This is a genomic window from Modestobacter lapidis (genome assembly GCF_054780755.1).
On record NZ_BAAGVS010000008.1, the window covers coordinates 100,181 to 110,719 of the forward strand.

Consider the following 10,539-nt stretch of genomic DNA (forward strand, 5'->3'; position numbering starts at 1 on the left):
CCGCTCCCGGCGCCGGAGGTGGGTCGATGAGCAGCGCCCTTCCCGGCGCCTCCGAACAGCCCCGACGGGGTCCGCGGGCGCGGGCGCGAGCGGTGCTGGGGGGGCTGCTGCTCGTCGGTGCCCTGCTGGCCGGCTGCGGCGGTGAGCCCACGCTGCCGGAGGCCACCCGCACCGCCGGCGGGGAGGTCGGCACCGTGACCACGGCGGAGGACGGCGTCCAGGAAGTCGTGCTGGAGACCGGGGACGACTACGTCTTCACCCCGGCGACCTTCACCGTCGCGCCCGGCACGGTGCGCGTCACCGTGCGCAACACCGCGGCACAGCTGACCCACAACTTCGTCTTCACCCCCGGCACCGGCCCGGCGACGATCTCCGCGGGCATCCCGTACCTCGGCCCGGGCGACAGCGAGACCATCGAGTTCACCGTCGAGGCCCCCGGCGACTACCCCTTCGAGTGCAGCTTCCACACCGCGCTGGGGCAGGTCGGGACGATGACGGTGACGGGCAGCCCGTGAGCGTGCCGGCGGGAGCATCGCGGGGGCGGACCGGCTCCGGAATCGAACCGAGGAGCTAGGAGGTGTCCCTGGTGGACCTGGTGCTGATCGCACTGGCGCTGTTGTTCGCCCTCTCCGGTTTCCGGCAGGGGCTCATCGTCTCGGCCGCCTCGTTCGTGGGCTTCTTCGGCGGTGCCGTCGTCGGTGCGCAACTGTCCGGCCCGATCGCCGAGGAGATGGCCGACTCGGCGATGAGCCGGGTGTTCGTGGCGCTGGTCGTGGTGCTCGCCGGCGCGCTGCTGGGTCAGTTGCTGGCCGGGGTGATCGGCCGGGCGATCCGCACGCGGGTCACCTGGGAACCGGCCAAGCTCGGTGACGCGGTGGCCGGCGCCGTCGTGTCGGCGCTGGCGGTGCTGCTGGTCGCCTGGATGGTGGCCACGCCGCTGGCCAGCTCGCCGTTCCCCACGGTCGCCGGGCAGGTGCGGCAGTCCTCGCTGGTGCAGGCAGTCGACCGCGGCGTGCCCGACGAGGTCCGGTCCCTGTACGACTCGCTGCGCGAGGCGATCGACCGGCGCGGGCTGCCCGACGTCCTCGATCCGCTCACCCCCACCCAGGTGCGCGACGTACCGGCACCCGACCAGGCCCTGCTGGCCAGCCCGGTCGTCGACAACGTCAAGGGCTCGGTGGTGCAGATCCGCGGTATCGCCGCCGCCTGCTCCCGGCAGATCGACGGCTCCGGATTCGTCTACGCCGACGAGCGGGTGATGACCAACGCGCACGTGCTGGCCGGGGTCACCAGCCCGGTGGTCACCGCCGAGGGCGAGACCTACGACGCGACGCCGGTGTACGTCGACGAGGCGGCCGACGTGGCCGTGCTCGCCGTCCCCGGACTCCCGCAGGTGCCGTTGACCTGGGCCGATGCAGCCGTGGACACCGGCGCCTCGGCCATCGTGATGGGTTACCCGGGCGGAGGTGGGCTCTACGTCGGGCCGGCGAGGGTGCGTGACCGCGGGGAGATCAACGGCCCGGACTTCCGGGGCACGCAGACCGTCACCCGCGACGTCTACGCCCTCTACGGGCAGGTGCGGTCGGGCAACTCCGGCGGGCCGCTGCTCGCCACCGACGGGCGCGTGCTCGGAGTAGTCTTCGCCTCGGCCATCGACGACCCTGACACCGGCTACGCCCTGACCGCTCAGGAGGTGGCCGGCGCCGCCGTGACCGGCATCTCCTCGACCACGGCCGCCGACACCGGCCCGTGCGAGTAGCAGGACCCCGCTGCCCCCACCCGCTCGCGGGCTCGCGGCGGACCCCTGCAGCGGGGCCGTCGGATCTCAGCGGGCCCAACCGGCGATGGCCGCGGTGACCGCCGCGGGCGCCTCCTCGTGCGGGAAGTGGCCGACCCCGGGCAGCTCACGCCACTCGTAGGCGCCGGCCACGTAGCGGCCGGAGCCGCGGGCGGTGTGCGGCAGTACGCAGGGGTCGAGGCCGCCGTGCAGCTGCAGGGTCGGGGCGGTGACCGGGGCGGCCATCCGGCGGGCGAACCGCAGCCCGTCGGGACGCAGCTGGGAGCGGCCGGCCCAGCGGAAGTACTCCATCGCGCCGTAGGCGGCCTGCGGAATCCGGGAGGCCGACCGGTAGCGGCCCACGGCCTCGGCGAAGTCGGCGGTGTGCACCCAGGACGGCCCTGACCAGCGGCGCATCAGCTCGGCGACCGGATCGTCGTCGGCACGGGTCAGCCGGCGCTCGGGGAGCCGGGGCAGCTGGAACCGCAGCGCGTACCGGGCGGCCTGCCGCTGCCGCCGGTCGGACATCCCGGCCCGCAACCGGCGGGGGTGGGCCATGGAGACGACCACCAGCTTGCGCACCGTGCGCGGGTGCAACGCGGCCATCGTCCAGCCGACCAGGCCACCCCAGTCCGAGCCGACGACGACGGCCTCGCGCTCGCCGAGCGCCCGGACGACGGCGGCGGCGTCGTCGGCCGCGGTGGGCAGGTCGTAGCCGCGCGGTGGCTTGTCGCTGGCGCCGTAGCCCCGCAGGTCGGGGGCGACCACCCGGAAGCCGGCGGCGGCGAGGCCGACGAGCTGGGCCCGCCAGGCCCACCAGAACTCCGGGAAGCCGTGCAGCAGGAGTACCAGCGGCCCCTCACCGGCCTCCGCGGCGTGCAGCCGCACCCCGTTGGCCGAGACGTCGCGGTGCGCCCACGGACCGGGCAGCAGGACGCTGGTGGCGTCCGGCTGCGCGTCGTTCGGGGGCGGCGGGTTGGTCAGCTCGCCGCCGCTCAGCTCAGCCGGGCGTGCGGGTCCCGCCGGGCGACCCGGCCCTCGGTCACGGTGGGCAGGTCGCGCTGCCGCTGGCCGGGGGCCTCGCGGCGCATCACGTCGGGCAGCTCCTGCAGCGTCTCGATGGTCCGCTCCGGCTTCTCGATCTTCTTGACCATCCGGTACCCGATGAGGCCGGCGGCCGCGGCCAGGAGCAGCAGCAGGCCGAAGACGATCAGGTAGGAGATCCAGCGCGCCAGGCCGAGCCAGGTGATGAGCTCGGCGAGCATGACGAAGAAGAAGATCGCCGCGAAGGCGGCCAGTACGCCGGCGGCGGCGAAGGCGGCGGCGCTCACGCCTCCGCGCTTCACCGACGTCCCGATCTCGGCCTTGGCCAGCTCGATCTCGCTGCGGATGAGCGTGGACACGTCGGTCATGGCGCTCTTGGCGAGCGTGCCGAGCGACGGCTCGGCCGGCCCGGTGGGCGTTCCCGCGAGCGGGGGCGTCGATGCGCTGTGGGCCACGGGGGCTCCTCCTCAGTCAGCGCCGGATGGCAGCGCCTATGGACGTCACGGCACGGTGGTGCTCGGCTGATCGTGCCGCATGATCGCTCCGCCCGCGTCCCGGGCCCTCCGGGTGGAGTGCCACGGCGCCGAACCTGGCGCCGTGACCTCCACCCGTGGCCCCCCTGCAGGGTCCTTCCTCAGTCCTCGGAGGAGGCGGCGGGAAGCTTGGAGCTGATCAGGTCCATCACCGAGGAGTCGGTGAGCGTGGTGACGTCGCCGAGCTCCCGGTTCTCCGCCACGTCCCGCAGCAGCCGGCGCATGATCTTGCCCGAGCGGGTCTTGGGCAGCTCCTGCACGACCATGATCTGCCGCGGGCTGGCGATCGGGCCGATCTCCTTGCGGACGTGCTGGCGCAGGGTCTTCACCAGCTCCTCGCCGGAGTCGACGGCGTCCCCGCGGAGGATCACGAACGCCACGATGCCCTGCCCGGTGGTCGGGTCGGTGGCGCCCACCACCGCCGCCTCGGCCACCGCCGGGTGGCTGACCAGCGCCGATTCCACCTCGGTGGTGGAGATGCGGTGCCCGGAGACGTTCATGACGTCGTCGACCCGGCCGAGCAGCCAGATGTCGCCGTCCTCGTCGAGCTTGGCGCCGTCACCGGCGAAGTAGATGCCCTCGCCGTACCGGCTCCAGTAGGTGTCCTTGTACCGCTCGTCGTCGCCCCAGATGGTGCGCAGCATCGCCGGCCACGGCTCGGTGAGCACCAGGTAGCCGGTCGCGCCGGCCTCGATCGGCTTGCCCTCCTCGTCGACCACCCGGACGCCGATGCCGGGGAAGGGGCGCTGGGCGGCCCCCGGCTTGAGCGTGGTCACGCCCGGCAGCGGGTTGACCATGTGCGCGCCGGTCTCGGTCTGCCACCAGGTGTCCACGACCGGGCAGCGGCCCCCGCCGATGTTCTTGTGGTACCAGAGCCAGGCCTCCGGGTTGATCGGCTCACCGACCGAGCCGAGCAGCCGCAGGGAGGACAGGTCGAAGCCGGCCGGGACGTCGTCCCCCCACTTCATGAACGTGCGGATCGTGGTCGGTGCGGTGTAGAGGACGGTCACGCCGTACTCCTGGACGATCTCCCACCAGCGACCCTGGTGCGGGGTGTCCGGCGTGCCCTCGTACATCACCGACGTGGTCCGGTTGGACAGCGGCCCGTAGACGATGTAGCTGTGGCCGGTGACCCAGCCGACGTCGGCCGCGGTCCAGAAGACGTCGGTGTCGGGCTTGATGTCGAAGCTCGCCCAGTGGGTGTAGCTGACCTGGGTCAGGTAGCCGCCGGTGGTGTGCAGGATGCCCTTGGGCTTCGCCGTCGTCCCCGAGGTGTACATGATGTACAGCGGGTGCTCGGCGTCGAAGGACTCCGCCTCGTGCTCGGTCGACTGACCGGCCACGACGTCGTGCCACCAGACGTCGCGGCCCTCGGTCCACTCGATGTCCTGCTCGGTGCGCCGAACCACCACGACGCTGCGCACGCCCTCGGTCTTGGTGAGCGCCTCGTCGACGTTCGGCTTGAGGGCGCTCGGCGCGCCGCGGCGGTAGCCGCCGTCGGAGGTGATCACCACCTTCGCGTCGGCGTCGGTGATCCGGCTGGCCAGGGCGTCGGGGGAGAAGCCGCCGAACACGACCATGTGGACGGCGCCGATCCGGGCGCAGGCCAGCATCGACACGACGGCCTCGGGGATCATCGGCAGGTAGATCGCCACCCGGTCGCCGGCGGCGACGCCGAGCTCGGTCAGGGCGTTCGCCGCCCGGCAGACCTCGTCCTTGAGCTGGGCGTAGGTGACGGTGCGGGTGTCGCCGGGCTCGCCCACCCAGTGGTAGGCCACCTGCTCGCCGTGCCCGGCGTCGACGTGCCGGTCGACGCAGTTGACCGCCACGTTGAGCTTGCCGCCGACGAACCACTTCGCGAACGGCGGGTTGCTCCAGTCCAGCGCCTGGTCCCAGGGCTGGGTCCAGTCCAGCCGGCGGGCGGCGTCCTCCCAGAAGGCGAGCCGGTCGGCGGCGGCCCGCTCGTAGGCGTCGGCGCCCACGTTGGCCTGCGCGACGAGCTCCTCCGGGGGCGGGAAGGCCCCGCCTCCGGGAGCCCCCTGGGCGTCGGTCGTCTCGGTCCCGCTCATGCGCACCTCCGCAGTTCGCGCGCCGCCGTCCTGCCGGGCAGCGCTGCTCGGGTCCAACCTATGGCCCCGGTCACGCCCGCGTCTCGTCCAGGATGCGCGGGCCGGTCCCGCGCCCGCCGGGCGGAGACTGTCCGGGTGGGCGAAGGGTGCGACGGCGATCGGGAGGACGACGGGGTGCAGGCCGCCGTCGCCCTCCGGGTGCCCGGTGCGGCCGCCCTGGGGCTGCTGCCGCCGCCGGCGGCGACCGTCGTCCCGGCGACGGCGCTGGCCGATCCCGGGTGGACCGCGCAGGTGCTGGCCGACCGGGCGGTGCGCCAGCGCACCGGCGACCGGCGGGTGCTGGCCACGCTGTGGTGGTACTCGCTGTCCAGCGTGCTGCTGACCCCGGTGCTGGCCGGGCTGGTCGCCGGCCGTCCACTCTCGGCCCGGCTGGCCGACACCCGGCTGCACCTCGTGTCCGGGTGGGCGCCGGTGGCGGCCACCACGTGCGCGGCCGGGCCGGGCGACCCGGGGGAGGAGCTGCGCGCGGCGCTGACCGCGGTGGTGGAGGCGGTGGCCGAGGCCGGCGGGATGCGGCCGCGGCCGCTGTGGGCGATCGCCACCGACTCACTGGCCAACCGGCTGCTGGCCCTGGGCCGCGCGGTCGGGGACGTCGGGGCGGTGACGGCGCTGGCCGGCCCGCTGGCCGCCGCGGTGGGGGCGCCGCTGCCCGCGCCGCGGTACGTCGACGTCCGCCGGCCCGACGGCAGCGCCGCGCGGTTCACCCACCGGGTGTCCTGCTGCCTGGCCTACCGGGTGCCGCACGAGGTGGTGTGCACGTCCTGCCCGCGACGGCCGCCCCTCGAGCGACAGGTGCTGCTGGAGGACGCCGCCACCCGTTTCTGACACCCGGGGGACAGGAACCCCTCGCCACCCGGTTTCGCGGCCGGGGCCGGGTGGCAAACCTCCGGGTGCCGGTCGCCCGGCAGAACTCCCCCCGGACCGTGGAGGTCAGCCCTGTGAGCACCCCCGAGAACCAGCCGGACGGCGTCGCCTTCTGGTTCGACCCGTCCTGCCCGTTCACCTGGCAGACCAGTCGCTGGCTGGCCGAGGTGGCCGCCGCCCGCGGCATGCCGGTGGACTGGCGGGTGATGAGCCTCGTGGTGCTCAACGGCGGCGGGGACGTACCCGGGCACCCGGCCGAGGAGGTCGCCCGCGGCGCGGTCGCCACCCGGGTCTTCGCCGCGGTGCGCAGCGCGGCGGGGCCGGAGGTGCTGGGCCGGTTCTACACCGAGGTCGGCACCCGGGTGCACGAGCAGGGCGCCGACCTCGGCCCGGACGTGTTCCGCGAGGCCCTGGCCGCGGTCGGGCTGCCCGCGGAGCTCGCGGAGGACGACGACGCCCAGCAGGCGGCGGTCGAGGCCAGCCACGCGGAGAGCCAGCAGCGGGTCGGCGCCGAGGCGGGCAGCCCGATCACCGCCTTCGCGGGTGGACCCGGCTTCTTCGGCCCGATCGTCACCCCGGCCCCCACCGGCGACGACGCGCTGCGGCTGTTCGACGGGCTGGCGCTGGTGTCGGCGGTGCCGGGCTTCAGCGAGCTCAAGGGCGCTCGGGGCGAGCTGCCCTGAGCCGGTGGGCGGTGGGCGGTGGTCAGGGCCGGCTCGCCGGCTCGGCGTCGTCGCTCCGGGACGGCGCGGCGGCGTCGCTGATCCGCGGGAACGGCGTGGTCGAGAAGACCACCTCGACCGGAACCCGGAAGAAGGCGGCGATCCGCAGCGCCAGGTGCAGGCTCGGGTTGTACTCGCCCCGCTCCAGGTAGCCGATCGTCTGGTAGTGCACCCCCAGGGCGTCGGCGAGTTCCCGGCGGGTGACGCCCTGCTCGGCGCGCAGCAGGGCGATCCGGTTGTGGACGGCGTCCCCGGGCCGGTCGGAGGTCAGCGCACCCACTGCAGGGCCTGCTCCCGGGCCTCCTGGACCTGCGAGCCGGACTGCCGGCGGGCCATCCGGCGCAGCACCGCCGGGGCGGCGAGCACGCCGATGACGGCCCAGCCGAGCAGGACGACGGCGACCAGCCCGGTGCGCCACGAGCCGCCGAGCTCCGCGGTGGCGGCCTCGGGGGGCAGGAACGCCGAGCGCATGCCCAGCCCGATCCAGTAGACCGGGAACACCTGCGCGACCGCCTGCACCCAGCCCCACAGCGCCTGCACCGGGTAGAAGATGCCCGAGATGGAGGTGATCAGGACGACCGGCAGCATCCCCCAGGTGCCCACCTTCTGGGTGTTCGGGACGACGGAGCCCAGGATGATGCCCAGCGGCAGGGTGGCCAGCAGCCCCAGCACCAGCACCCACAGCAGGGTTGCCCAGCCGGCGGCACCGCGGCTCATCAGCCCGTCGAAGAGCAGGAACCCCGGTAGCAGCACGACCAGCAGCAGCGGCACCACGCCCAGCGAGTGGAAGAGGAGCTGGCCGGTGACGTAGCCCTGCATGCCGTGCGGGAGGGCCTTGTGGCGCAGCAGGGTGCCGTCCTCGCGCTCCATCGCCAGCGCGTAGGCCGGCCCGATGACGACGCCGAACGCGACCAGCGCGCCCAGGATGCTGGGCAGCGCCACGGTGGGCAGCAGCAGGGAGGTGCCCTCGACCTCGGTGTCCCGGTTGAACCAGAGGTAGGCCAGCGTGGCCAGCCCCATGAACAGGTAGAAGCCCTGGTCCTGGGGGCTGCGCAGGCTGAGCACGAACTCGGTCCAGCCACGGCGCAGGCCCTGGCCGACGGCGTGCCGGGTGGCGTTCACCGGGGAACCTCCGCGAACTCCGCAGCGGCCGGGGAGCCGGACTCGTACCGCTGCACCATGGCGATGTAGGTGTCCTCGAGGCTCGCCCGGCGCACCTCGAGGTCGGCGACGTCGTCCCCGTGCTGCTCGAACAGCCGCCGGACGAACGGGGTGGGCTCGGCGGTGGCGTGCACGAATCGTTCGCCGGCGCAGGTCCAGCGCACCTCGCTGGCCGCGGCGACCTGGCGGGTCAGGGCATCGGCGCTGCCGTCGGCGACGATCCGCCCGCCGGCCAGGATGAGGATCCGGTCGGCCAGCTTCTCGGCCTCGCCCAGGTCGTGCGTGGTCAGCAGGATGCTGGTGCCCTCCAGGTCCGACAGCCGGTGCACCAGGTCGTGGAAGTCCCGCCGGGCCTGGGGGTCGAAGCCGGCGGTGGGCTCGTCGAGGAAGAGCACCTCGGGGCGCCCGATGATGCCGACCGCGACGTCCAGCCGCCGGCGCCGGCCGCCGGAGAGGGTGCCGATCTTGCGGTCGGCGTCGTCGGTGAGGCCCACGGTGTCCAGCAGCCAGTCGACGGCGTAGGGCCGCGGGCGCTCGGCGGTGGCGTAGGGCACGAAGTACCCGCCCAGGTGCTCGAGCAGCCGCCGGGGGGTCCAGCGGGCGTGGTCGCGCCAGGACTGCAGCACCACCCCGACCCGGGCCCGCCACGCGTCGTCGCCGGATGCCGGGTCGACGCCCAGCACCTCGACGCCCCCGGCCGACCGGAGCCGGAAGCCCTCCAGCACCTCGATCGTGGTGGTCTTGCCCGCCCCGTTGGGCCCCAGCAGGCACACCACCTCACCGACCCGGACGTCGAAGTCCACGCCGTCGAGCACCGCCCGGGTGCCGTAGCTCATCCGCAGGCCGCGGACCCGGACCGCGAGTGCGTCGGACAGGGGGTCGCTGGCCATCGGGACACCACTCCTCGGTGGGTCGGGCTCGATGGGCCAGATAGTAGGAGTGCTGCATGTTCAGCACCAGTGCGATCTGCGTCGCGGGATGCGCGGAGGTGGAGCTACCCGGCCGACCGTCGGGCCGGCGCGCGGCCCGGCTCAGCGGTCGGCACGGCGGCTCAGGGTCGAGCGTCCGGGATCAGGCGCCCAGCGACACGACGTCGCCGACGACCCAGACCGCGGGCGGGCGCACGCCTTCCTCCTGCAGGGCCGTGGCCAGCTGCGCCAGCGTCGTCCGGAGCACCCGCTGGGACGGCATCGCGCCGTCGCTGATCACCGCCACTGGGGTGTCCGCGGCCCGGCCGTGCTCGACCAGGGCGGCGGCGATGGCCGGCGCGGTGTCGACGCCCATCAGCACCACGACGGTGCCGCGCAGCCGGCCCAGCGCCGCCCAGTCGACCAGCGAGGCCGGATGGCCCGGCGGCACGTGCCCGGAGACGACCACGAACTCGTGGGTCATGCCCCGGTGGGTCACCGGCACCCCGACCAGCCCCGGGACGCCGATCGCGCTGGTCACCCCCGGCACGACCTCGACCGGCACACCGGCCGCGGCGCAGGCCTCGAGCTCCTCGAAACCGCGGCCGAAGACGAACGGGTCGCCGCCCTTGAGCCGCACGACCCGCTTGCCCTCCCGCGCGCGGGAGACCAGCAGGGAGTTGATCTGCTCCTGGGCCATCGACCGCCCGCGCGGCAGCTTGGAGGCGTCGATGACCTCCACCCCCGAGGGCAGCGAGGCCAGCAGCCCCTGCGGGGCGAGGTGGTCGGCGATCACGACGTCGGCGGTCGCGATCGCCTGCCGCCCGCGCACGGTGACCAGCCCCGGGTCGCCGGGGCCGCCACCGACCAGCACGACGCTGCCCGGCGTCGTGGCCGGCGCCCGGGAGTGGCGGTCGGCGATCGACCCATCGGTGAGCCCGGCGAGCACCGCGTCCCGGACGCCGACCGCCCGCTGCGGGTCGCCGCCGCCGTGCACCCCGACGACGAGGTCGCCCTGCCGGCCGACGGCCGGCGTCCAGACGCTGGACGCCGAGCGGTCGTCGGCCCGGGCGCAGAACACCCGGTCCGCCTCGGCCTCGGCCGCCACCTCGGCGTTCACCGACGGGTCGTCGGTGGCCGCGACGGCGTACCAGGCGCCGGACAGGTCGCCGGCGACGTACCGACGGGGGTACCAGGTGACCGAGCCGGGTGTGACCAGCGCCTCCAGCGCCGGGGTGAGCTCGGGGCTGACGACGGTCACGGCGGCCCGCGCCTCCAGCAGCCCGGCGACGCGGCGGTGGGCGACCTGGCCACCGCCGACCACCACGACCCGGCGGCCGGCCAGCCGGAGGCCGACGGGGTAGACGACGGCGGACGGGTCGGGAGTGGATGCGCGCACGG

The 10,539-nt window shown here is 74.7% G+C and carries 11 protein-coding genes; 4 read left to right on the top strand and 7 right to left on the bottom strand.

Annotated elements, in window-relative coordinates:
* The first annotated feature begins 26 nt into the window (after positions 1-26).
* Together ACYVG5_RS11220 and ACYVG5_RS11225 are read left to right on the top strand one after the other, a co-directional pair.
* Entirely contained in the window at positions 27-515 is a 489-nt protein-coding gene (locus ACYVG5_RS11220; RefSeq protein ID WP_222047340.1) for a plastocyanin/azurin family copper-binding protein, read from the top strand.
* Between the two features lie 62 nt (positions 516-577).
* Positions 578-1,759 (top strand): MarP family serine protease, encoded by a 1,182-nt coding sequence (locus ACYVG5_RS11225; protein WP_222047338.1) that lies wholly within the window; start codon positions 578-580, stop codon positions 1,757-1,759.
* A gap of 66 nt (positions 1,760-1,825) precedes the next feature.
* Here ACYVG5_RS11225 and ACYVG5_RS11230 read toward each other — a convergent pair whose 3' ends face one another.
* From ACYVG5_RS11230 to acs, 3 genes are all read right to left on the bottom strand, one after another.
* The gene (locus tag ACYVG5_RS11230) at positions 1,826-2,665 is read right to left on the bottom strand and encodes an alpha/beta fold hydrolase (protein WP_460683182.1); all 840 of its coding nucleotides are present in this window, start codon (positions 2,663-2,665) and stop codon (positions 1,826-1,828) included.
* 107 nt (positions 2,666-2,772) lie between these two features.
* Positions 2,773-3,276 carry a phage holin family protein gene (locus tag ACYVG5_RS11235; protein ID WP_222047336.1) on the bottom strand — a complete coding sequence of 168 codons (504 nt, stop codon included), beginning with the start codon at positions 3,274-3,276 and terminating at the stop codon, positions 2,773-2,775.
* A 179-nt stretch (positions 3,277-3,455) separates the two neighbouring features.
* Positions 3,456-5,423 (bottom strand): acetate--CoA ligase, encoded by a 1,968-nt coding sequence (gene acs / locus ACYVG5_RS11240; protein WP_222047334.1) that lies wholly within the window; start codon positions 5,421-5,423, stop codon positions 3,456-3,458.
* 135 nt (positions 5,424-5,558) lie between these two features.
* Between acs and ACYVG5_RS11245 the strand changes: the two genes are divergently transcribed.
* Entirely contained in the window at positions 5,559-6,308 is a 750-nt protein-coding gene (locus tag ACYVG5_RS11245) for a (2Fe-2S)-binding protein (protein ID WP_460683183.1), read from the top strand.
* Positions 6,309-6,421: 113 nt separating this feature from the next.
* Positions 6,422-7,030 carry a DsbA family protein gene (locus tag ACYVG5_RS11250; RefSeq protein ID WP_222047329.1) on the top strand — a complete coding sequence of 203 codons (609 nt, stop codon included), beginning with the start codon at positions 6,422-6,424 and terminating at the stop codon, positions 7,028-7,030.
* Positions 7,031-7,052: 22 nt separating this feature from the next.
* Here ACYVG5_RS11250 and ACYVG5_RS11255 read toward each other — a convergent pair whose 3' ends face one another.
* The 4 genes from ACYVG5_RS11255 to cobA all read right to left on the bottom strand — a co-directional run bounded on the left by ACYVG5_RS11255 (position 7,053) and on the right by cobA (position 10,537).
* Positions 7,053-7,349 carry a helix-turn-helix transcriptional regulator gene (locus ACYVG5_RS11255; RefSeq protein ID WP_460683184.1) on the bottom strand — a complete coding sequence of 99 codons (297 nt, stop codon included), beginning with the start codon at positions 7,347-7,349 and terminating at the stop codon, positions 7,053-7,055.
* A complete protein-coding gene (locus tag ACYVG5_RS11260; RefSeq protein ID WP_222047327.1) occupies positions 7,337-8,191 on the bottom strand; it encodes an ABC transporter permease in 855 nt (284 codons plus the stop codon). The genes ACYVG5_RS11255 and ACYVG5_RS11260 overlap by 13 nt, the downstream gene beginning before the upstream one ends.
* The gene (locus ACYVG5_RS11265) at positions 8,188-9,120 is read right to left on the bottom strand and encodes an ABC transporter ATP-binding protein (RefSeq protein WP_246629969.1); all 933 of its coding nucleotides are present in this window, start codon (positions 9,118-9,120) and stop codon (positions 8,188-8,190) included. Before ACYVG5_RS11265 ends, ACYVG5_RS11260 begins: the two co-directional genes overlap by 4 nt.
* A gap of 181 nt (positions 9,121-9,301) precedes the next feature.
* Complete coding sequence (cobA, locus tag ACYVG5_RS11270) at positions 9,302-10,537, bottom strand: uroporphyrinogen-III C-methyltransferase (protein WP_222047325.1); 1,236 nt, start codon at positions 10,535-10,537, stop codon at positions 9,302-9,304.
* Positions 10,538-10,539: the final 2 nt, after the last annotated feature.

Excerpts from the sequence above, each read along its gene's own strand:
- ACYVG5_RS11220 (WP_222047340.1), top strand. The coding sequence starts at position 27 with ATGAGCAGCGCCCTTCCCGGCGCCTCCGAACAGCCCCGACGGGGTCCG.
- acs (WP_222047334.1), bottom strand. The coding sequence starts at position 5,423 with ATGAGCGGGACCGAGACGACCGACGCCCAGGGGGCTCCCGGAGGCGGG.
- ACYVG5_RS11265 (WP_246629969.1), bottom strand. The coding sequence starts at position 9,120 with ATGGCCAGCGACCCCCTGTCCGACGCACTCGCGGTCCGGGTCCGCGGC.